17 protein-coding genes are annotated in these 21,876 nt (G+C 56.9%); 12 read left to right on the top strand and 5 right to left on the bottom strand.

Annotation, left to right across the window (positions count from 1 at the left end):
* Positions 1-216 precede the first annotated feature (216 nt).
* Both AC2D8U_RS04920 and AC2D8U_RS04925 read left to right on the top strand, forming a co-directional pair.
* Positions 217-2,235, top strand: a complete 2,019-nt coding sequence (locus AC2D8U_RS04920; RefSeq protein WP_484617938.1) for an oxidoreductase — start codon at positions 217-219, stop codon at positions 2,233-2,235.
* Positions 2,236-2,486: 251 nt separating this feature from the next.
* Positions 2,487-3,410: a sensor domain-containing diguanylate cyclase gene (locus AC2D8U_RS04925; protein WP_484617939.1), complete on the top strand. Its 924-nt coding sequence runs from the start codon at positions 2,487-2,489 to the stop codon at positions 3,408-3,410.
* 140 nt (positions 3,411-3,550) lie between these two features.
* Here the strand turns inward: AC2D8U_RS04925 and AC2D8U_RS04930 are convergent, their stop codons facing one another.
* The gene (locus tag AC2D8U_RS04930) at positions 3,551-3,829 is read right to left on the bottom strand and encodes a 2Fe-2S iron-sulfur cluster-binding protein (protein ID WP_484617940.1); all 279 of its coding nucleotides are present in this window, start codon (positions 3,827-3,829) and stop codon (positions 3,551-3,553) included.
* 223 nt (positions 3,830-4,052) lie between these two features.
* Between AC2D8U_RS04930 and AC2D8U_RS04935 the strand changes: the two genes are divergently transcribed.
* A complete protein-coding gene (locus tag AC2D8U_RS04935) occupies positions 4,053-5,504 on the top strand; it encodes a sulfatase family protein (protein WP_484617941.1) in 1,452 nt (483 codons plus the stop codon).
* Between the two features lie 297 nt (positions 5,505-5,801).
* Here the strand turns inward: AC2D8U_RS04935 and nrdB are convergent, their stop codons facing one another.
* From nrdB to ubiG, 4 genes are all read right to left on the bottom strand, one after another.
* A complete protein-coding gene (gene nrdB, locus AC2D8U_RS04940; protein ID WP_484617942.1) occupies positions 5,802-6,938 on the bottom strand; it encodes a class Ia ribonucleoside-diphosphate reductase subunit beta in 1,137 nt (378 codons plus the stop codon).
* 21 nt (positions 6,939-6,959) lie between these two features.
* Entirely contained in the window at positions 6,960-9,275 is a 2,316-nt protein-coding gene (nrdA, locus tag AC2D8U_RS04945; protein WP_484617943.1) for a class 1a ribonucleoside-diphosphate reductase subunit alpha, read from the bottom strand.
* A gap of 364 nt (positions 9,276-9,639) precedes the next feature.
* Positions 9,640-10,311, bottom strand: coding sequence for an HAD family hydrolase (locus AC2D8U_RS04950; protein WP_484617944.1), 672 nt, complete (start codon positions 10,309-10,311; stop codon positions 9,640-9,642).
* A 3-nt stretch (positions 10,312-10,314) separates the two neighbouring features.
* Positions 10,315-11,028 carry a bifunctional 2-polyprenyl-6-hydroxyphenol methylase/3-demethylubiquinol 3-O-methyltransferase UbiG gene (gene ubiG, locus AC2D8U_RS04955; protein WP_484617945.1) on the bottom strand — a complete coding sequence of 238 codons (714 nt, stop codon included), beginning with the start codon at positions 11,026-11,028 and terminating at the stop codon, positions 10,315-10,317.
* Positions 11,029-11,210: 182 nt separating this feature from the next.
* Between ubiG and gyrA the strand changes: the two genes are divergently transcribed.
* The 9 genes from gyrA (at position 11,211) to lapB (ending at position 21,870) form a co-directional block, all read left to right on the top strand.
* Positions 11,211-13,832, top strand: a complete 2,622-nt coding sequence (gene gyrA, locus AC2D8U_RS04960; protein WP_484617946.1) for a DNA topoisomerase (ATP-hydrolyzing) subunit A — start codon at positions 11,211-11,213, stop codon at positions 13,830-13,832.
* Between the two features lie 57 nt (positions 13,833-13,889).
* A complete protein-coding gene (serC, locus tag AC2D8U_RS04965) occupies positions 13,890-14,954 on the top strand; it encodes a 3-phosphoserine/phosphohydroxythreonine transaminase (protein ID WP_484617947.1) in 1,065 nt (354 codons plus the stop codon).
* 30 nt (positions 14,955-14,984) lie between these two features.
* Complete coding sequence (gene hisC, locus AC2D8U_RS04970) at positions 14,985-16,091, top strand: histidinol-phosphate transaminase (protein ID WP_484617948.1); 1,107 nt, start codon at positions 14,985-14,987, stop codon at positions 16,089-16,091.
* Between the two features lie 17 nt (positions 16,092-16,108).
* On the top strand, positions 16,109-17,398 hold the full coding sequence (aroA, locus tag AC2D8U_RS04975; RefSeq protein ID WP_484617949.1) for a 3-phosphoshikimate 1-carboxyvinyltransferase: 1,290 nt from the start codon (positions 16,109-16,111) through the stop codon (positions 17,396-17,398).
* Between the two features lie 119 nt (positions 17,399-17,517).
* Positions 17,518-18,210 (top strand): (d)CMP kinase, encoded by a 693-nt coding sequence (gene cmk / locus AC2D8U_RS04980; RefSeq protein WP_484617950.1) that lies wholly within the window; start codon positions 17,518-17,520, stop codon positions 18,208-18,210.
* A 93-nt stretch (positions 18,211-18,303) separates the two neighbouring features.
* Positions 18,304-19,974: a 30S ribosomal protein S1 gene (gene rpsA, locus AC2D8U_RS04985; RefSeq protein WP_484617951.1), complete on the top strand. Its 1,671-nt coding sequence runs from the start codon at positions 18,304-18,306 to the stop codon at positions 19,972-19,974.
* 68 nt (positions 19,975-20,042) lie between these two features.
* Positions 20,043-20,324 carry an integration host factor subunit beta gene (gene ihfB / locus AC2D8U_RS04990; RefSeq protein WP_484617952.1) on the top strand — a complete coding sequence of 94 codons (282 nt, stop codon included), beginning with the start codon at positions 20,043-20,045 and terminating at the stop codon, positions 20,322-20,324.
* 110 nt (positions 20,325-20,434) lie between these two features.
* Complete coding sequence (locus AC2D8U_RS04995) at positions 20,435-20,710, top strand: LapA family protein (RefSeq protein ID WP_484617953.1); 276 nt, start codon at positions 20,435-20,437, stop codon at positions 20,708-20,710.
* The gene (lapB, locus tag AC2D8U_RS05000) at positions 20,710-21,870 is read left to right on the top strand and encodes a lipopolysaccharide assembly protein LapB (RefSeq protein WP_484617954.1); all 1,161 of its coding nucleotides are present in this window, start codon (positions 20,710-20,712) and stop codon (positions 21,868-21,870) included. The genes AC2D8U_RS04995 and lapB overlap by 1 nt, the downstream gene beginning before the upstream one ends.
* Positions 21,871-21,876: the final 6 nt, after the last annotated feature.

A 21,876-nucleotide genomic window follows, 5' to 3' on the forward strand; every position in this document is an offset into this window, starting at 1 on the left:
GTATTGAGCGTATCCCTATGCTATCGCAACCGGTCTGGCAATGGGGAGTGCCAATTGTAAGGCTTTTTGATAAATCAGCACTTCCTGGCGGCTTTTGCTCCACCCATCGAGGGTGACGGGGCAAAGAAGTGATCGTCCGGTCGTTTTTGAGGAAAACTTGAGCTGCTCGACAGTACGCAGTAGTCTGGAACAAAAGTTTCAAACAGGTGTTTAAGGATGAGCAACCCCTATCCCAATATGTTGCGCCCGCTGGATCTGGGCTTTACACAATTAAACAATCGGGTGCTGATGGGCTCGATGCATACCGGCCTGGAGGAGGAGCGGGGCGGTTTTGCCAAGCTGGCGGCCTTTTATGCCGAGCGTGCTCGAGGAGGCGTTGGCCTGATGGTCACCGGAGGGATCTCCCCCAACTTCCGTGGCCGTCTCTATCCCCATGCCAGCCAGCTCTCCTTCGGCTGGCAGGTCCGAAAACATCGACAGATCACCGAAGCGGTGCACGCCGAGGGGGGTAAGATCTGCTTACAGATCCTCCATGCCGGTCGCTACGGCTACCATCCCCTGTGCGTGGCGCCCAGTGCCATCCAGTCCCCCATCTCCCGATTCAAGCCCAAGGCCCTGAGCCTGTCTGGGATCCGCAAGACCATCAAGGACTACGCCCGCTGTGCTCGGCTGGCCCAAAAGGCGGGTTATGACGGTGTGGAGATCATGGGATCGGAAGGATACCTGCTGAACCAGTTCCTGTGCCGAGCCACCAATCAACGTCATGATGCTTACGGTGGCAGCCTTGAGGGGCGCGCGCGGATCGTGCTTGAGACAGTTCGGGCGATCCGGGAGGCTGTGGGTGAGGCGTTTATCCTCATCTTCCGCCTCTCCATGCTGGATCTCGTGGAGGGGGGTAACAGCTGGGAGGAGGTGGTGCAGCTGGCCAAGTGGCTGGAACAAGATGGGGTCAATATCATCAATACCGGGATAGGCTGGCACGAGGCGCGGATCCCCACCATCGCCACCAGTGTTCCCCGGGGCGCATTTGCCGGGATCACCCAACGTTTGCGTCAGCACGTCAGTGTCCCCGTGGTGGCCACCAACCGGATCAACACGCCGGAGGTTGCTGAGCAGATCCTGGCCGATGAGCAGGCGGACATGGTCTCCATGGCCCGGCCGATGCTGGCGGATCCCCACTTTGTTGCCAAGGCGGCTGCCGACAGGCGTGCCGACATCAACATCTGTATCGGCTGTAACCAGGGCTGCCTGGATCATACCTTCAAGCTTAAACGTGCCACCTGTCTGGTGAATCCTTTTGCCTGTTATGAGACCGAGCTGAGCCTGACTCCGGTTGAAAAGCCGACGACGGTTGCCGTGGTCGGTGGCGGGCCGGCGGGCATGGCCAGTGCCTGCTATGCCGCCGAGCGGGGGTTCAAGGTGACTCTGTTTGAGCTTAACGAGAACCTCGGGGGCCAGTTTAATCTGGCGGCGAAGATCCCGGGCAAGGAGGAATTTCAGGAAACGCTGGCCTACTTCAAGCACCGTTTGCAGACGCTCGACGTGGAGCTTCGCCTGGGCGAGGCGGTCTCGCCGGAGCAGATGACAGAGTACGATCGGGTTGTGCTGGCGACGGGGGTCGTGCCCAGGATCCCCCAGTTCCCCGGTGTTGAGCATGCCGTGACCTATCAGCAGGTACTCAGGGGGGAAGTGAAAGCCGGGCAGCGGGTGGCGTTGATCGGCGCCGGGGGGATCGGCTTTGATATGGCCGAGTACCTCTCCGAGCCCCATGCCTCGCCAACCTTGCACCCCAAGCAATGGCGGGCCCAGTGGGGGGTCGATCTGGCTTATGACAACAACGGCGGTCTGACCGAGCGACATGGCAGCGCTTTCGAGTCGGCGCGGGAGATCACCCTGTTGCAACGCAAAACCAGTAAGCCGGGAGCTGGCCTGGGCAAGACCACGGGCTGGATCCACCGTGCCGTGCTCAAGGATCGGGGGGTTAATATGATCACCGGAGTGCAGTATGAGCGTCTGGACGGGGAGGGGCTGCACATCAGGTTGGGTGATACGTCCCAGTGCCTGAGCGTCGATACCGTGGTGTTGTGTGCGGGCCAGGAGTCGAATCGAGCGCTGGCCCATGCCATGGAGGAGCAGGGGATCCCCTATCACCTGATCGGTGGCGCCGACGTGGCGGCGGAGCTGGACGCCAAGCGGGCGATCCGCCAGGCGTTGGAGGTGGTGGCGGCGTTATGAGGATACGTACTTGCGGATCATTTGGCTTTTAGCCACTGCAGGGGACGGCGATAAAGGTCCCCTGCAGTTTCTTTTATCCTCGGGACCAGCCATTCTGACACCGAATTTCATTACTCCGATGGGGATCGCATTTTTCCTTTCTCTCCTGTGTAAAGTATTGAACTAAACAGGGTTTTTCTAGTGAACGGCGTCTTCGGACGCTGTTTTCCGTTGGATAGACCCATAGAGTTGTAATTGCACAGGGTTAAAGGATGAAGATCAGCGATGCCAACTGGGAGTCGGTTGTCAGCAATTTGTACGACGGCTTTTATTTCGTCAACAAGGACCGGGTGATCACCTACTGGAACAAGGCGGCGGAGGCGATCTCAGGCTTTAGCGCCGACGAAGTGGTGGGACGTCCCTGTTCGGACAACATTCTGACTCACATCGATTGTGAGGGTAATCAGCTCTGCATGACCAACTGCCCTTTGGTCAATACCATGACGGATTGTCAGCCCCGTACCGCCGAGGTCTATCTGCATCACAAGCAGGGGCACAGGGTACCTGTATCGGTACGAATTACCCCGCTGTTTGACGCCGAAGGTCAGGTGATCGGTGGTATTGAACTGTTCAGTGATATTAGCCATCAGGCAGCCAATAACTTAAGGCTCAAGGAGCTGGAAAAGCGCTTGCTGGTTGATGAATTGACCCGATTGCCTAATCGGGGTTATCTGGATGGTGAACTGCAGCGCCGGCTCGATGAGGAGCGCCAGACTGGGCTAGGTCTGGGCGTACTCTTTATTGACATCGACAACTTCAAACAGATCAATGACAGCTATGGCCACCTGGTGGGGGATAAGGTCCTGCGTTATGTCGCCCAGACACTGATCACCAACAGTCGTCCCTACGATACCTTCGGCCGCTGGGGGGGGGACGAGTTTGTCGGGATCCTGCCCTATATCAGCGAGCCGGAATTAACGAGGGTGTCTACCCGTTTAAACCGGTTGATCCGGGGAGGGTACCTGATGGAGGCTGGGGAGCAGATCCGGATCACTGTGTCCATCGGGGCTAGCCTGGCCAATGAAATGGATGATTGCACCACTCTGATCGAGAGAAGCGATCAACAGATGTATCAAGCCAAACGTGGGGCAAAGCGTGGCGTCAGGCTGGATCTCAGGGAACTCGAAGGCGTGTAACTTCAGACGCTGAGATTCTCGTCCTGGCAAAAGCAGGCGTACGTCGAACCACTGTTTTGGCAGTTCGCTGCGCCCGAGGCTTACACTCTGACTTTTGACCTCCTTACGGAAGAAAGGAGAGGGGACATCGATGTCGGTCGTCAGGTGCTCTCGGGTTGATGCAACACCAGTGCTGAGGTCGGGGTACAGCAGCAGGGCAGGATCTCACCGGGGCGGGTGTAGGCCATGGGCGGCGTGAGGTAGCGTACTTCGCCGCTGACCAGCCGAGTCTTGCAAGCCCCGCAATAGCCATTTTGACATTCACTGTAGTGACCCCTGGGTGTTAGAGACGCGAGTAAGGGTTCGCCTTCTTTATGAACCCAAGTTTCAGTATTTAAAGTTATTTTATGATTCATTGGCAGGGATCTGGATGACGTCATTGTTCTGCTGATTGAGAGCAAGATTATAGGCAGTTGCCTAGCAGAACAAACCGATTTTACCGAGACATTTGCAGGTTGCTTATTGGCCGCTCGTTGGATTTTTGCTCAGTGGCCATCGTCAACGGATAGCCTTTGTCCATTGGATAGGTCTTTACATTTGTACGCTCATGCGGTTTGTTAGCGTTAGCAGTTGGTCCACGCAAGCATTACAAGGATACGTAAAATGCTGAAGATAATACGCTATAGCTTAGGGTTAGGAATGGTTTGTACGGCTGTTGCTGCCCATTCGGCCCCGAATGTCATCGTGATCCTGGCCGATGATCAAGGGTATGGTGATCTTGGTAGCTATGGGGCAGATAGGATCAATACCCCAGCACTGGACTCCCTTGCAAAAGAAGGGGTTCGCTTCACGGATTTCTACGTATCCCAGTCGGTCTGTACTCCATCTCGAGCCTCGTTGTTGACCGGCATGTATGCAACCAAAATCGGACTGGGCAATGGTGTCGTGTTTCCTCATTCGAAGCATGGGTTAGATCCTAACCTCGTGTTATTGCCCCAGCTCTTTCAACAACAAGGCTACGCCACCGGAATGATAGGTAAGTGGCACCTGGGGCACCACACACAGGAGCTTTTGCCTCTGCAGCGAGGGTTTGATAGTTACTATGGAACGCCCTATAGCAACGATATGGTAATGAGTGCCCACTTAAAACTGGCAGATGGTGTGGTGTTCCGAGAAGGCCGTAGCCGTGAGAATATGCTGGATAAGATCAAGGGATCAGATCAGCGTGGGGTTTTGATGGAAGGCAATGAAGTGATTGAATTTCCCGCCGATCAAAACCTTTGGACTCAGAGGTTCACCGAGCGCGCGGTTTCCTTTATTCGTACCCACAAAGACGGGCCATTTTTCCTTTATGTTGCTCATACCATGCCTCACGTACCGATCGGTGCAAGTGAGGAGTTTGTTGGTACATCGGATTATGGCCCCTACGGTGATGCGATAGCCGAACTCGACTGGAGTACTGGACAGATTGTCCAGGCGCTTCGCGACGCCGAGATAGATGAGAATACCTTGGTGATTTATACCTCGGATAACGGCCCTTGGTTATCCATAGGTAAAGGGCCAAAATCAGGTTCGGTTGGTAGCGCCGGGCCTTTACGCGACGGTAAGTTTTTCTCCTGGGAAGGAGGAATGCGAGTCCCTGCAGTTTTCTGGGGTCCGGGTTTAATCGCTCAAGGCAAGGTGCGCGACCAAATGGCTTCAACCCTAGATCTCTACCCAACCTTAGCAACACTGATCGGCGCCGAACTCCCCGAGGATCAGGTCCTGGATGGCTACGACATTAGTGCCTTACTGTCAGATAGGGATGCTGTGCAGTCTCCTCGGGACAAGCTGTTATTTTTCTCTGCTAAAGGAGAGCTGATCGGTATTCGCCAAGGAAAATGGAAGTTATTGCGCCATAGCAAAGAGGCGATACAGAGACATGCAAAACAATATCGACGCCATAATAACGGCACGTACGAGGCAATAGAGTTGTTCGATCTCGAGGCTGATCCGGGTGAAACGAACAATCTGGCAGGCCGCATGCCGGATCTGGTTGTGCATCTGACTGAGCAACTCGAAAAGAATCGCCATTTACAGTCCACTAATCCAAAACAGATGGTCGCGAAGGAGTGAGCCATTGGAGTTACCTCGGCCTTAAAGGGGAGGGTGCCTTGGGACGGCGTTAGCCCTGGATCTGGATCAAGACGATGGCACTGGTTGCCAGTTGGCGACCCGGATCATCCCCGGCTAGCAGGAGGGCATCGACGGTAATGTGGTTGCCTCTCCAGCAGCTCCTTTTTGAGGCGCTAAAGTCGGCGTTTAGCGATCTCCAGTAGTCAGTATGGCCATAAAAAGGCGAGCAACGGCTCGCCTTCTTTGTGCTCCCAAGTGCCGGTTGCTTGGGTGATTTTGTGTATCGTTACCGGACGATTAGAGCTCGAAGCCGGCGAGATCTTCGTCGCTGATCTCCTTGTCGATCTGGTTGGTCAGGTAGGAGCTGACCTCCACCTCCTGGGGCGCGACTTGCACGGCGTCGGATTCCAGCCATTTGCTCATCCAGGGCAGGGGGTTGGTGCGCTTGTCGAAGATGGGCGCCAGGCCCAGACCGGCCATCCGCTCGTTGGTGATGAACTCCACATAGTCTTCGATGATCTGCTGGTTCAGCCCCATCATGGAGCCGTCCTTGAACAGGTAGCCGGCCCAGGCCTTCTCCTGCTCGGCGGCGCGGCGGAAGATCTCGATGGACTCGGCGTGGCACTCGATGGCGATCTCCGCCATCTCGGGATCGTCCCGGCCGTCGGCCATCAGGTTGATCATATGCTGGGTGCCCACCAGGTGGAGCTGTTCGTCCCGGGCGATAAGACGGATGATCTTGGCGTTACCCTCCATCTTCTCCCGCTCGGCAAAGGCGAAGGAGCAGGCGAAGGAGACGTAGAAACGCACCGCTTCGAGCACGTTGACCGACATCAGGCAGAGGTACAGCTTCTTCTTCAGGCCCCGTAGGCTGATGGTCACGGTCTCGCCGTTGATCTGGTGGTCACCCGGGCCAAACTGCTGGTACCGCTGGGTTTCGCTGATCAGATCATCATAGTAGTGGCTGATATCGCCGGCCCGCTTGAGGATCTCCTCGTTCACCACGATGTCATCAAACACCACGCCGGGATCTTTGACGATGTTGCGGATGATGTGGGTGTAGGAGCGGCTGTGGATCGTCTCGTAGAAGGACCAGGTCTCAATCCAGGTTTCCAGCTCAGGCAGGGAAACCAGGGGCAGCAGCGCCACGTTGGGACTGCGTCCCTGAATGGAGTCCAGCAGGGTCTGGTACTTGAGGTTCGACAGGAAGATATGCTGCTCGTGATCGGGCAGGGCATTGAAGTCGATGCGATCCTGGGTGACGTCCACCTCTTCCGGACGCCAGAAGAAGGAGAGCTGCTTCTCGATCAGATCCTCGAAGATGCGGTGACGCTGTTGATCGTAACGGGCCACGTTAACCGGGTTGCCCAGGTACATGGGCTCGGCGGTGGCGTCGTTATTGATCCGGGAAAAAGTACTGTATTGATGGCTCATGATATCTCCTAAATCCCAGCGTTAAATCTTGCAGGCGCCGCCGGCACAATCGTCCTCGGCGTCTTCAATGACGACGGTGGCGGTGTTTTGTCCGTTGCCTTTGCTACTGGTTTGGGCGTCGGTCTGACCGTCCCGGGTGTTTTGGTAGTAGAGGGTCTTAAGACCGTAGCGGTAGGCCAGCAGCAGATCCCTGAGCAGGGTCTTCATCGGCATCCGGTTACCCTCGTAGCGGCCGGGATCATAGTTGGTGTTGGCGGAGATCGCCTGATCGATAAACTTCTGCATCAGGCCCACCAGCTGCAGGTAGCCCTCGTTGCTGGGGATATCCCAGAGCAGTTCGTAGCGTTCGGCCAGCTCTTCGATCCCGGGGACCACCTGCTTCATCACCCCATCCTTGGAGCCCTTGACGCTGATCAGGCCACGGGGCGGCTCGATGCCGTTGGTGGCGTTGGAGATCTGTGAAGAGGTCTCCGATGGCATCAGCGCCGAGAGGGTGGAGTTGCGCAGGCCATGCTCGCGGATCTCGGTCCGCAGTGACTCCCAATCCAGGTGCAGCGGCTCGTCGCAGATCTGATCCAGCGCCTTTTTATAGGTGTCGATGGGCAGAATGCCCTGGGCGTAGGTGGTCTCGTTAAAGGCCGGGCACGCCCCCTTCTCCTTGGCCAGGTTGTTGGAGGCCTTGAGCAGGTAGTACTGGATCGCCTCAAAGGTTTTATGGGTGAGGTTGTTGGCACTGCCGTCGGAGTAGCGCTTGCCGCGCTTGGCCAGGTAGTAGGCGAAGTTGATGACACCCACCCCCAGGGTACGGCGGTTCATGGTGCTGATCTTCGCCGCCTTGATGGGGTAGTCCTGGTAATCGAGCAGGTTGTCCAGGGCACGAACGGCCAGCTCCGCCAGCTCCTCCAATTCATCCAGGCTGTCGATGGCCCCCAGGTTGAAGGCGGAGAGGGTGCACAGGGCGATCTCACCGCTTTCGTCCTCGGTATGGGACAAAGGCTTGGTGGGCAGGGCGATCTCCAGACACAGGTTGGACTGTTTGATCGGCGCCACCTTGGGATCGAACGGGCTGTGGGTGTTGCAGTGATCCACGTTCTGGATGTAGATCCGTCCGGTGCTGGCACGCTCTTGCATCATCAGGCTGAACAGTTCGATCGCCTTGACCCGCTTCTTGCGAATGCTGTCATCCTGCTCGTACTGGCAGTAGAGCCGTTCAAACTCGGCCTGATCGGCGAAGAAGGCGTCGTACAGGCCGGGCACGTCGGAGGGGGAGAACAGGGTGATCTCGCCGCCGTCCACCAGGCGCTGATACAGGGTGTGGTTGATCTGCACGCCGTAATCCATATGGCGAATGCGGTTGGCGTCGGTGCCCCGGTTGTTCTTCAGTACCAGCAGATCTTCCACCTCCAGGTGCCACAGGGGGTAGAACAGGGTGGCGGCCCCGCCGCGTACGCCCCCTTGAGAGCAGGATTTCACTGCGGTCTGGAAATGTTTGAAGAAGGGCAACAGGCCGGTGTGGAACGCTTCGCCCCCGCGGATCGGGCTGCCCAAGGCGCGCAGGTTACCGGCATTGATCCCGATCCCGGCCCGCTGGCTGACGTACTTGACGATGGAGCTGGAGGTGGCGTTGATGGAATCCAGGCTGTCTCCACACTCGATCAGCACACAGGAGCTGAATTGGCGGGTCGGGGTGCGCACTCCGCTCATGATTGGGGTTGGCAGGGAGATCTTGAACAGGGAGGTGGCGTCATAGAAACGCTTGACGTAGTCCAGCCGGGTCGCCTTCGGGTAGTGCGAAAACAGGCAGGCCGAGACCAGCATGTAGAGGAACTGGGCGCTTTCAAACACCTCGCCGGTGACCCGGTTTTGCACCAGATACTTGCCTTCCAGCTGTTTAACGGCAGCGTAGGAGAACTTGGTATCGCGCCAGTGATCGATATGGCGGTTGAGTTCGTCCAGCTCTTCAAAGCTGTAATCCGCCAGGATATGGGGGTCGTAGCGACCCGCTTCGACCAGTTTGACCACATGATCGTACAGGTGCGGTGGCTTGAACTGTCCGTACGCTTTCTTGCGCAGGTGGAAGACCGCCAGGCGAGCGGCCAGGTACTGATAGTCTGGCGCCTCGGCGCTGATCAGATCGGCGGCAGCTTTGATGATGGTTTCATGGATCGCTTCGGTTTCAATGCCGTCGTAAAAATGGATGTGTGCGGCCAGCTCCACCTGAGAGACGGAGACATTGTTGAGCCCGTCGGCGGCCCAATAGATCACCCGGTGGATCTTCTCCAGATCGATGGGCTCTTGCCGCCCGTTCCGTTTTGTTACTAGAAGGTTGCTGTTCATTGACGTTCGCGCTCGCCTGGTCCCTGTGAAAGTCAAAAGGGAGCCGATCAGACCTCACAATTGGGGCATTGTGTCTGATCCACTCCGTGTGCTGCGCCATGCTGCTGGCGTCAAGCAATTGTGTTTGATGAGCGATCTGTAACACTATATCTAGTATGTGTCAGGATCTTGACTACAAGATAGGGCGGTTTGACGCGTGATTCAATAGATAGATCTGTGGACATATTGTGCATAAAGTGTGATCGCTGCCGCCAGGTTAGTGGCGCCTTACCATGATATGCCTCAGGAGGGGGAGTTTCGCTGCACTTGGTTAACAAATCAGCCACCAAAGATTTTTTTGATGGCTGACTTGAGTGGCGCAATTTTATGCGTTAGGTAAACCGAGCAGATCCAGGATCGCCAGCGGGGACTCGATGGCGTGTTGAGCGGGCCAGAGGTGGGGTTGGTCTTCGGGACGCAGATAGCCCCAGAGGGCAATGACGCCGGTCATGCCGGACCGCTGTGCGGCCTCCATATCCCGCTCCGCATCACCGATATAGAGGATGGCGCTGGACTCCAGGCCCAACTGTTCGGCGCCCAGCCACATGGGCTCGGGATGGGGTTTGGCAACCTTGAGGGTATCACCACTGATCCGGCAGCGTGATTGTTTAAACAGCGGCCACTGATCGAGCAGGGGATCGGTCAGCCAACCAGGCTTGTTAGTGATGATCCCCCAGGGCACATCGGCTTGATCCAGGGCATGGATCAGGGGCTCTATCTGTGCAAATGCCTGAGTATTGACGCTCAAGGCTTGTCGGTATGCTTGCAACAAGGCTCGGCGTAACGGGGCGACATCGGTGCGGGTGAACAGGCCTCCCAATGCCGCACCAAGGAGTCCCCCCGTACCGTGAGAACTGACCTCACCGGCGGTGGTCATGCTGATGGGCGGATAGCCGTACTGGGCCAGGGCCACATTGGCGGCCCGGCCCAGATCGGGCGCGGTATCGAGTAGGGTGCCGTCGAGATCGAACAGTACCCCTTTAAAAGGCTTGGTCAAGGCTCAGATCTCCGGCTTAGTGGCGTGGATCAGATAGTTGATCTTGGTCGACCGGCTCATGCTGAAGGTTTCGGTCAGGGGGTTGTAGCGCATGCCGTCGGCATGACGTACCTGCAAGCCGGCCTCTTCACACCAGCGGATCAACTGGGAAGGGCGCAGGTACTTGTTGTAGTCGTGAGTGCCTTTGGGCAGTACCTTGGCGATCCGCTCCGCCCCGAGGATGGTAAAGAGGTAGGCCTGGGGGGTTTTGTTGATGGTGGAGAGGAACAGTTGGCCACCGGGTTTAACCAGGGCGGCACAGGCTTTGACCACGGAGGCGGGATCCGGCACATGTTCCAGCATCTCCATGCAGGTCACCACGTCGTAGCGCCGAGCGAACCCGTCGGCGTGCTGCTCGGCGGTGCCGTTGAGGTAGTCGATCTCGATACCGCTCTCCAGGGCATGCAGGCGTGCCACCTCCAGCGGCTCCTCGCCCATATCCAGGCCGGTCACCTTGGCACCGCTTTTGGCCATCGCCTCACTGAGCAGGCCGCCACCGCAGCCCACATCCAGGATCTGTTTGCCAAACAGCCCTTCGCTGTGGCGTTCGATGTAGGCCAGGCGAAGCGGGTTCATCCGGTGCAGCGGACCGGAGTGGCCCTTGGGGTCCCACCAGGTCGCTGCCAGTTGCTCAAATTTTGCCACTTCCTGGGCATCCACGTTCACTGTTTGAGTCATTTTTGTCGGTTCTGCCTTGATAACGGGTTTCTGGACGATTATATCGACAGCGGTCGACCACCGAAACCGCCGTAAGCCTTCTTTTGCTCGGTGCTTGTGTTAGAATCCCAAACCACTGTTTTTACCGGTAGGACCGGGGCGGAGACCGTAGTGGGACCCGCTGTGAGGGGATCGAGCATTTTATGACTGATCTGGCCAAAGAGATCACGCCAATCAACATCGAGGAGGAGCTTAAAAGCTCCTACCTCGATTACGCCATGAGCGTTATCGTTGGACGTGCTTTGCCTGATGTACGAGACGGCCTGAAACCAGTGCACCGTCGCGTACTGTTTGCAATGAATGAACTGGGCAATGACTGGAACAAGCCCTACAAGAAATCGGCCCGTGTGGTCGGTGACGTGATCGGTAAGTATCACCCCCATGGTGATAGCGCCGTTTACGACACCATTGTCCGTATGGCGCAGCCCTTCTCACTGCGTTACACCCTGGTTGATGGCCAGGGCAACTTCGGCTCCGTCGACGGCGATTCCGCTGCGGCGATGCGATACACCGAAGTGCGGATGGACAAGATCGCCCACCAGTTGTTGGCGGACTTGGACAAGGATACCGTGGATTATGTGCCCAACTATGACGGCACTGAGCAGATCCCGGCGGTACTGCCAACCCGCGTCCCGAACCTGCTGGTGAACGGCGCGTCCGGTATTGCCGTGGGCATGGCCACCAATATTCCGCCCCATAACCTCAATGAGGTGGTGGATGGCTGTCTGCACCTGATCGAGAACGAAGACGCGACCATCGATGAGCTGATTGAGATCATCCCAGGTCCTGACTTTCCCACCGGCGCCATCATCAATGGCCGCAAGGGGATCTTCGATGCGTACCATACCGGTCGCGGCAAGATCTACGTCCGTGCCTTGACCCAAATCGAGACGGATGCCAAAGGCCGTGAGGCGATCATCGTTGATGAACTGCCTTATCAGGTTAACAAGGCGCGTCTGATCGAGAAGATCGCCGAGCTGGTTAAAGACAAGAAGATTGAAGGGATCAGCGGCCTGCGTGATGAGTCCGATAAGGACGGCATGCGCATCGTCATTGAGCTCAAGCGTGGTGAAGTGCCGGAAGTGGTACTGAACAACCTGTACGCCCAGACCCAGATGCAGACCGTGTTCGGCATCAATATGGTGGCCCTGGCGAACGGTCAGCCGAAGATCTTCAATCTCAAAGAGACCCTGGAAGCCTTCATTCGCCATCGCCGCGAAGTGGTGACCCGTCGTACCGTCTTTGAACTGCGCAAGGCCCGTGACCGTGCCCATATCCTGGAAGGTTTGGCCATTGCTCTGGCCAACATCGATCCTGTGATTGAGCTGATCCGCAATGCCGCCACCCCTGCCGAGGCCCGTGAAGGCTTGCTGGCCAAAGGTTGGGCGCTGGGTAACGTTGCGGCCATGCTGGAACGCGCCGGTGATGATGCGGCCCGTCCCGAGTGGCTCGAGCCCGAGTATGGCATTCGTGACGGCCACTACTACCTGACCGAAGAACAGGCCAAGGCGATCCTGGATCTGCGTCTGCACAAGCTGACCGGTATGGAGCACGAGTCCATCCTGGACGAGTACCGGGGACTGCTGGAGCAGATCGCCGAGCTGCTGCACATCCTGGCGTCCACCGAGCGCCTGATGGAGGTGATCCGGGAAGAGCTGGAAGAGGTGAAAGCCGCTTACGGTGACGAGCGTAAGACGGAGATCTCCGCCTCCTCCGCCGACATCTCCATGGAGGATCTGATCACCCAGGAAGATGTGGTGGTGACCCTGTCCCACGAAGGGTACGTCAAGTACCAACCGCTGTCTGATTACGAGGCGCAGCGACGGGGCGGTAAAGGTAAGTCGGCCACCAAGATGAAGGAGGAAGACTTCATTGAGCGCCTGCTGGTGGCCAATACCCATGACACCATTCTCTGCTTCTCCAGCATAGGTAAGGTGTACTGGATGCGCGTCTTCCAGCTGCCGCTGGCCAGCCGTGCGGCCCGGGGCCGCCCGATCGTCAACCTGCTGCCGCTGACCGAGGGCGAGCGGATCACCGCGATTTTGCCGGTTTCCGAGTACTCGGCGGACAAGCATATCCTGTTTGCCACGGCCAAGGGCACGGTGAAGAAGACGGCGCTGGATGCCTACAGCCGTCCGCTCTCCTCCGGGATCCGGGCGATCAACCTGGCCGACGACGATGAACTGATCGGTGTCGACATCACCCTGGGTGATGACGAAGTGATGCTGTTCTCCGATGCCGGTAAAGTGGTGCGCTTTAACGAGGATCAGGTCCGCTCCATGGGTCGTACCGCCACCGGTGTGCGCGGCATCAACCTCGAAGGCAGTGATCGGGTGGTTTCCCTGATTGTGCCACGGGGCGATGGCGCCATCCTGACGGTCACCGAAAACGGTTACGGTAAGCGCACCTCTGAGGCTGAGTACCCGACCAAGAGCCGGGCCACCAAGGGCGTGATCTCCATCAAGGTCTCTGAGCGTAACGGCCCTGTGGTCGGAGCGGTTCAGATCAATGAGAATGACGAGATCATGATGATCAGTAACGCCGGAACCCTGGTGCGTACCCGGGTCTCCGAAGTCTCTGAAGTGGGTCGTAACACCCAAGGCGTCATCTTGATCCGCACCGCCGACGACGAGCAAGTGGTCGGACTCCAGCGGATCGAGGAGGTCGAAGAGCAAGAGGGGCTTGACGAAGCGGCGCAAGACAGCAACACTGCTGGGGCCGAATCTGAGCAAGAACCCCAAGGTAATCAAGACGAACAGCAATAATCGTCGATGTGTACGGGCGCCCATAGAGGCGCCCGTATTGTTTTCTAGGAAAGGACAATGACCGTATACAACTTCTGCGCGGGACCGGCCATGTTGCCGGTCGACGTGATGGCTAAGGCACAAAAGGAATTCATCAACTACCAGGATCTGGGTGTATCGGTGATGGAGATCTCCCACCGTGGCAGCGAATTTATGGCGCTGGCGGAGGAGGCTGAGCAGAACCTGCGGGATCTGATGAACATTCCCGATAACTACGCCGTACTATTTATGCATGGTGGTGCCCGCGGCCAGTTTTCCGCCGTGCCCCTGAATCTGCTGGGGCAGGGCAAGGCGCTCTACCTCAATAGTGGCCAGTGGTCCGATGCTGCCACGAAAGAAGCCCAGAAGTACGGTGAGGTCGAAGCGCGGGATCTGCGCTGTGATCAGGGGACCTTCGATCTCGCCAAGATCGGCGACACCTCTGGCTTCAGCTATGTCCACTACTGCCCGAATGAAACCGTCAATGGCACGGCGATCTTCGAGGTGCCGGAAACCGACAGTCCCCTGGTGGCGGACATGTCTTCCTGTTTCCTGGGACGTGAGCTGGATGTGACCAAGTTTGGCGTCATCTACGGCGGGGCACAGAAGAATGTCGGCCCGGCCGGGTTGACCCTGGTGATCATACGACGGGATCTGCTGGGTAATGCTGATCCTAAGACCCCTTCGATCCTGGATTACACCCTGGCGCAGAAAACCGATTCCATGTACAACACACCGCCAACCTATCCCTGGTACCTGGCCGGTGAAGTGTTCAAGTGGCTTAAGGCCCAGGGCGGCGTCCAGGCCATGGAGCAGCGTAATCGAGCCAAGGCCGATCTGCTGTACCGCTATATCGATAACAGCGATTTCTACAGCAACGATACCGCACCTCAGTTCCGCTCCGAGATGAACGTCACCTTTAAGCTTCAGGATGATGAACTGAATGAGCGTTTCCTGCGGGAAGCCGAAGCGGCCGGACTCAAGGCCCTGGAGGGGCATCGCATGGTTGGTGGAATGCGTGCCAGCATCTATAACGCCATGCCACTGGAAGGGATTGAGGCCCTGATCGCCTTTATGCAGCGCTTCGAGCAAGCCCATCGCTGAGCCCCATTTGGAATCTAAGAGGACAAGGATTTGGCCATTGACGTTAAGGCTATTGCCAATCCCGGTGTGACCGGGTTGCACCCCTATCAACCGGGTAAACCGATCGAAGAGTTGGAGCGGGAGCTTGGGATCCGCAACATTGTGAAGCTGGCTTCCAATGAGAACCCCCTGGGACTGAGCCCCAAGGCCGAGCAGGCGATCACCGCCGCCATCGCCGATCTCACTCGCTACCCGGACGCCAATGGGTTTTACCTCAAGCAGGCCCTGGCGCAACATCTGTCGGCCCAGCCTGAGCAGATCACCCTGGGTAACGGGTCGAACGAGGTGCTGGAGATCCTGTTTCGCACCTTTGTGGCCCCGACCGATGAGGTGATCTTCGATGCCCATGGATTCATCGTTTATCGGCTGCTGACCCAGTCTTGCGGTGCGACCGCTGTTGCGGTGCCGTCGCAAAACTGGGGTCATGATCTGGAGGCCATGCTGGCCGCCATCACTGATCAGACTCGAATGATCTGCATCGCCAACCCCAATAACCCGACCGGTACCTTCCTTGAGACCGAGGCGCTGGAAGCCTTTCTGATGCGAGTGCCCGAGCGGGTGCTGGTGGTGCTGGATGAAGCCTATTACGAGTACGTGGCCCAGCCGCAACGGGCACCCAGTGTCGAATGGCTCAGTCGTTTCCCCAACCTGTGTATCAGCCGGACCTTCTCCAAGGCCTATGGTTTGGCGGGACTCAGGGTCGGCTACCTGATCAGCAGTCTGGCCATTGCCGATCTGCTGAACCGGGTGCGGGAGCCCTTTAACTGCAACAGCCTGGCGCTGGCTGCAGCCACGGCTGCCTTGGGGGATGAGGAGTACGTGAGCCGGAGTGTGGCCCTCAACGATGCCGAGATGGCGCGTTTGGTGGCCTACTGCGAGGCTCGGGAGCTGGAATACATTCCCAGCCAGGGCAATTTTCTGACGGTCAAGCTGATCCCCGCAGAGACCATCTATCAGGCGTTGCTAGAGCAAGGGGTGATCGTACGGCCTATTGCCGGCTATGGCATGCCGGAGCATTTACGGATCAGCATTGGCCTGCCCGAGGAGAATGATCGTCTGATGGCGGCGCTTGATCGGGTATTGGCAGAGAATCAATAAGAATAAGTTGGAATAGTATGAAGCAGTTAACTCTGGACCCCATTAGCCGGGTGGAAGGCGAGATCTTCCTGCCCGGCTCAAAGAGCATCTCTAACCGGGCGCTGCTGCTGGCCGCCCTGGCGCAAGGCACCACGACCTTGACCAACCTGTTGGACTCGGACGATATCCGCCATATGCTCAATGCGCTCAAGTCTCTGGGCGTGACCTACGACTGGAACCCCACCGCACGTACCATCACGGTCGAGGGGCGGGGCGAAGCCCTGGCGCAACAGGATTCGGAGCAGTTGCTGGAGCTCTATCTGGGCAATGCCGGTACCGCCATGCGTCCCTTGGCTGCGGCACTGACCTTGGGTCAGGGGCGTTATCTCCTGACCGGTGAGCCTCGAATGAAGGAACGGCCCATCGGCCATCTGGTCGATGCCCTGCGTCCTTTGGGGGCCAAGATTGAATACTTGGAAGCCGAGGGGTATCCGCCATTGGCGATCGAAGCCGGGATCCTGGCCGGCGGCGAGGTGAAGATCGATGGCAGCATCTCCTCCCAGTTTTTGACCGCGGTGCTGATGGTGGCCCCCCTGTGTGCCGAGGATCTGACCATCGAGGTGATGGGCGATCTGGTCTCCAAGCCCTACATCGATATCACCCTGGCATTGATGCAGCGTTTTGGCGTTGAAGTGGAAAACCAGGATTATCGACGTTTCGTGGTCAAGGCGGGCCAGCAATATGTCAGTCCGGGTACCTTCCTGGTGGAAGGCGATGCTTCCTCCGCATCCTACTTCCTCGCGGCCGGTGCCCTGGGGAAAGGTCCGGTGACCGTGCATGGGGTGGGACGCCTGAGCCTGCAGGGCGACAAGTACTTCGCCGATGCCCTGGCTGCCATGGGGGCCGAGATCGAGTGGCATGACGACAAGATCGTGGCTCGAGGTGGTGTGTTGAAGGGGATTGATATGGACATGAACCATATCCCGGATGCAGCCATGACCATCGCCACCACGGCACTGTTTGCCCAGGGACCGACCCGGATCCGTAACGTCTATAACTGGCGCGTGAAGGAGACGGATCGTCTGGCGGCCATGGCCACCGAGTTGCGTAAAGTGGGTGCCGAGGTGGAGGAGGGCGAAGATTACATCGTGATCACCCCGGTGACGACGTTGAAACACGCCGAGATCGATACCTATAACGATCACCGGATGGCGATGTGTTTCTCCTTGTTGGCCGTCGGGGGACAGACTGTGACCATCAATGATCCTGACTGTACTGCCAAAACCTTCCCGGATTACTTTGAAAAGTTACAAGAAATCAGCAGTTAACTTCTTTTTTTAAGGTAAAATTCTGCGAAGGCGGGGGCATTTGTGTATAATGCCCCCGCCTTTTTGGTCGGTTCGGACGGATTTGTCCCGGACTGAGATTGACTTGTTGGAGGATAACTATGCCTGAACAGGCACAGGTTATTACCATTGACGGCCCTAGCGGCGCGGGTAAGGGCACCATCTGTCAGTTGTTGGCCAGCCGTCTGGGGTGGCATCTGCTTGACTCCGGTGCGATCTATCGAGTGTTGGCCCTCGCTGCCCTGCATCACAATGTTGAGCTGGGTAATGAAGATGCGCTGGCGCTGCTGGCCGCACATCTGGATGTGCAGTTCAACCCGTCGGACGACGGGGTCCGAGTTGTGCTGGAAGGTGAGGATGTCTCGACGGAGATCCGCAGTCAGCAGTGTGCCGATGCCGCATCCAAAGTGGCTGCGCTGCCGCGCGTGCGCGAAGCCCTGTTGCGCCGCCAACGAGCCTTTAAGCAGGCCCCTGGCTTGATCGCCGACGGTCGGGATATGGGCACCGTGGTGTTCCCTCAGGCACAATCCAAGATCTTCCTGACTGCCAGCGCGCAGGAGCGTGCCGAGCGCCGCTTCGCCCAGTTGAAGGAAAAAGGCTATGATGTTAGCATTGACCGCCTTTTGACAGAGATCCAGGAGCGGGACGACCGTGATGCCAACCGTAAGGTGGCGCCACTGAAGCCGGCCGAGGATGCGCTAGAAATTGATACGACGGGGCTGACCATCGACCAGGTACTGGATGCGGTGCTTAGCCACGTGGTGAAAAGTTTGGATCAAGCCGATTCGGTTTGATCCATGGGAGTCTGCACTAAGGATGGCGCAGGCAAAGGACAATAACCCCGCGTCCAGGATGGCCGTGGATGACCTATTTAAATTAGTAATTACATGACTGAATCATTTGCTCAGCTGTTTGAAGAATCCTTGCAAGAACTGGAAACCCGTCCGGGTTCCATTGTTAAGGGTACCGTAATCGCCATCGAGAACGGCATCGTTCTGGTTGACGCCGGCCTGAAATCTGAGTCCGCCATCCCGGCTGACCAGTTCAAAAACGCCAAAGGCGAGCTGGAAATCGAAGTTGGTGCTCAGGTAGACGTTGCTCTGGATGCCATCGAAGATGGTTTCGGTGAGACTCAACTGTCCCGCGAAAAAGCCAAGCGTCACGAAGCTTGGGTTCGTCTGGAAAAAGCCTACGAAGACCAGGAAACTGTTGTTGGTGTTATCAACGGCAAGGTTAAAGGCGGTTTCACCGTTGAGCTGGACGGCATCCGTGCGTTCCTGCCAGGCTCTCTGGTTGACGTGCGTCCGGTACGCGATACTGCTCACCTGGAAGGCAAAGACCTTGAATTCAAGGTGATCAAGCTGGACCAGAAGCGCAACAACGTTGTTGTTTCCCGTCGTGCGGTTATCGAATCCGAGAACAGCGTAGAGCGTGAGCAGCTGCTGGAGAACCTGGCCGAAGGTCAAGAAGTGAAGGGTATCGTTAAGAACCTGACCGACTACGGCGCGTTCGTAGATCTGGGCGGTGTTGACGGTCTGCTGCACATCACTGACATGGCTTGGAAGCGCGTTAAGCACCCAAGCGAAATCGTTAACGTTGGCGACGAGATCAACGTTAAGGTTCTGAAATTCGACCGTGAGCGTACCCGTGTTTCTCTGGGTCTGAAGCAACTGGGCGAAGATCCATGGGTATCCATCGCTAACCGCTACCCAGAAGGTGCTCGCCTGACTGGTCGCGTGACCAACCTGACCGACTACGGCTGCTTCGTTGAGATCGAAGAAGGCGTTGAAGGCCTGGTACACGTTTCCGAAATGGACTGGACCAACAAGAACATCCACCCATCCAAGGTTGTTAACCTGGGTGATTCCGTGGAAGTGATGGTTCTGGACATCGACGAAGAGCGTCGTCGTATCTCCCTGGGTCTGAAGCAGTGTAAGTCCAACCCATGGGAAGACTTCTCTCAGAACTTCGCCAAGGGCGACAAGGTTTCCGGTAAGATCAAGTCTATCACTGACTTCGGTATCTTTATCGGCCTGGACGGTGGCATCGATGGTCTGGTTCACCTGTCCGACATCTCTTGGAACGCCAACGGTGATGACGCCGTTCGTGACTTCAAGAAGGGCGACGAAATCGACGCTGTTGTACTGTCCGTAGATCCAGAGCGTGAGCGCATCTCCCTGGGTGTTAAGCAGATCGAAGAAGATCCGTTTAACAAGTACCTGTCTGATAACAAGAAAGGTGCTATCGTTATTGGTACCATCACTGCAGTAGACGCCAAAGGCGCTACCGTAGAGCTGGGCGAGAACGCTGAAGGCTACATCCGTGTAGCTGACATCTCCCGTGACCGCATCGAAGATGCGAGCACCGTGCTGAGCGCTGGTGAGCAGGTTGAAGCGAAGATTATGGGCGTAGACCGTAAGAACCGCACCATCTCCCTGTCCATCCGTGCGAAGGACGAAGCGGAAGAGAAAGAAGCCATCGACGCGCTGAACCAGAAAGACGAAACCGTCTTCTCCAGCGCCATGGCCGAAGCCTTCAAAGCGGCCCGTAACGACTAATCGCCTGCAGTTGGAGGGAGGCATGCCTCCCTTCATAGGCGACTGTATTGGCTATCAGGAGAGCGAGGATGACGAAGTCCGAACTTATTGAACGACTTGCCAGCAAGCAGTCGCACCTTTCCAGTAAAGATGTGGAAGGTGCCATTAAAGAGATGCTCGAACAGATGGCATCAACTCTGGAACATGGTGACCGTATCGAGATCCGCGGCTTCGGCAGCTTCTCTTTGCACTACCGCGCACCACGAGTTGGACGCAACCCGAAAACCGGGCAGTCCGTCGAGCTTAATGGCAAATATGTGCCGCACTTTAAGCCTGGAAAGGAACTGCGCGAACGCGTTAACAATGGTTAATACCACTGTATAAAACCCCGCCCCTTCGGCGGGGTTTTTTTATATTGGGTAGCATGCTTTTGTTTTTTGGTGGATAATTCGGATTACTCGCTATGGACAAAAGGGTTGGTGTGAAAGCATTTATTGTCACAGCTTTGGTGGCGGCACTGTTTGTGCTCGCGTTGGCATTCGGGGCTCGCAATGAGTATCCGGTAGCCATCAATTATTTTGTTGCCCAGGGGGAGTTTCCGTTGCCCTGGGTCTTGGCCGTGACCTTTCTGTTCGGATTTTTGATCAGCTGGGTGCTGGCGTTGACTGTGGTGATCAAGCAAAAGTTGGTCATCCGTCAGTGGAAGCAGCGTTGCCAGAAGCAACAAGCCGGCGTTGATAAAGCTGACCAATACTGATGCTTGAATTGCTGTTTTTGCTTCTGCCCATCGCAGCGGCGTATGGCTGGTATATGGGGCGGCGGAGTGTGCGGATCCATCAGCAGCATAATCAGCAAAACCTTTCCCGTAACTACGTTGAAGGGCTCAACTTTCTGTTGTCCGACCAACCCGATAAAGCGGTGGACCGTTTTATCGAGCTGCTTCAGGTTGACTCGGAAACCTTCGATACCCATCTATCCTTGGGTAACCTGTTTCGTAAGCGGGGCGAGGTGGATCGCTCCATCCGTATCCATCAGAACTTGATTGCCCGTCCCCATTTGTCGCTACAGCAAAAAGACCTGGCCATGATGGAACTGGCAAAGGACTATCTTGCCGCCGGATTGTACGATCGGGCCGAAGAGATCTTGCAGCAGCTGGTTAAAGATCCGGATCACAGCGAAGAAGCCGAACTGCAATTGCTCTCTATCTATCAGGCCAATAAGGAGTGGTGGAAGGCGATCCGCCTAGTCAAACGTTTCAAACGTATGGACCGAAAGCGGATGGTGCCGCAAGTGGCACATTTTTATTGTGAGTTGGCGGTGCAATGTGAAGACCCGGCGGAACGGATCAAATTGTGGTTCAAAGCCCTTAAGGTGGATCCGGGTTGCGGCAGAGCCAATATAGCCCTGTTCGATCTGGCTGTTGCGTCGGAGAATCACCAAGAGGCAACCTCGGCGTTTGAACGCCTTTTGACACACAGTCCCCACTGGCTGGCCGAAACCTTGCCCAGGGCAAGGCAGGCCTACGAAGCCCAGGGTAAATTGAAGGAGTACCAACAGCTGTTGGAGGTGGCCTGTAAAGGGGAGGTTGGGATCAGCGCCGTACTGGCCCTGGCCGACTGTGTGATTGATAGCGGGGGGAGTGCGTCAGCAGAGCAGCTGATCCTCTCTCAGTTGAAGCGACACCCCACCATGAAGGGATTCCATCGCCTGATGGCGATGCGCACCGATGCGCTTACCGATGAGTCAGCCAGGGACAGCCTGTTGCTACTCAGTGATCTGGTCGAAAAGCAGATTAAGCTAAGGCCAAAATACCGTTGCCTGCAGTGTGGTTTTCCCGGCCATACCCTGTATTGGCAGTGCCCTTCTTGTAAGTCGTGGGGCCAGATCCAACGGATCCGAGGCCTCGACGGCGAATAATATGAT

The sequence above is a fragment of the Ferrimonas sp. YIN67 genome, assembly GCF_057219095.1.

Coding starts and splice junctions, on each gene's coding strand:
- lapB (WP_484617954.1), top strand. CDS start 20,710: ATGCTTGAATTGCTGTTTTTGCTTCTGCCCATCGCAGCGGCGTATGGC.
- AC2D8U_RS04935 (WP_484617941.1), top strand. CDS start 4,053: ATGCTGAAGATAATACGCTATAGCTTAGGGTTAGGAATGGTTTGTACG.
- gyrA (WP_484617946.1), top strand. CDS start 11,211: ATGACTGATCTGGCCAAAGAGATCACGCCAATCAACATCGAGGAGGAG.
- AC2D8U_RS04930 (WP_484617940.1), bottom strand. CDS start 3,829: ATGACGTCATCCAGATCCCTGCCAATGAATCATAAAATAACTTTAAAT.
- cmk (WP_484617950.1), top strand. CDS start 17,518: ATGCCTGAACAGGCACAGGTTATTACCATTGACGGCCCTAGCGGCGCG.
- aroA (WP_484617949.1), top strand. CDS start 16,109: ATGAAGCAGTTAACTCTGGACCCCATTAGCCGGGTGGAAGGCGAGATC.
- nrdB (WP_484617942.1), bottom strand. CDS start 6,938: ATGAGCCATCAATACAGTACTTTTTCCCGGATCAATAACGACGCCACC.
- ihfB (WP_484617952.1), top strand. CDS start 20,043: ATGACGAAGTCCGAACTTATTGAACGACTTGCCAGCAAGCAGTCGCAC.
- AC2D8U_RS04925 (WP_484617939.1), top strand. CDS start 2,487: ATGAAGATCAGCGATGCCAACTGGGAGTCGGTTGTCAGCAATTTGTAC.
- rpsA (WP_484617951.1), top strand. CDS start 18,304: ATGACTGAATCATTTGCTCAGCTGTTTGAAGAATCCTTGCAAGAACTG.
- ubiG (WP_484617945.1), bottom strand. CDS start 11,028: ATGACTCAAACAGTGAACGTGGATGCCCAGGAAGTGGCAAAATTTGAG.
- serC (WP_484617947.1), top strand. CDS start 13,890: ATGACCGTATACAACTTCTGCGCGGGACCGGCCATGTTGCCGGTCGAC.
- AC2D8U_RS04920 (WP_484617938.1), top strand. CDS start 217: ATGAGCAACCCCTATCCCAATATGTTGCGCCCGCTGGATCTGGGCTTT.
- nrdA (WP_484617943.1), bottom strand. CDS start 9,275: ATGAACAGCAACCTTCTAGTAACAAAACGGAACGGGCGGCAAGAGCCC.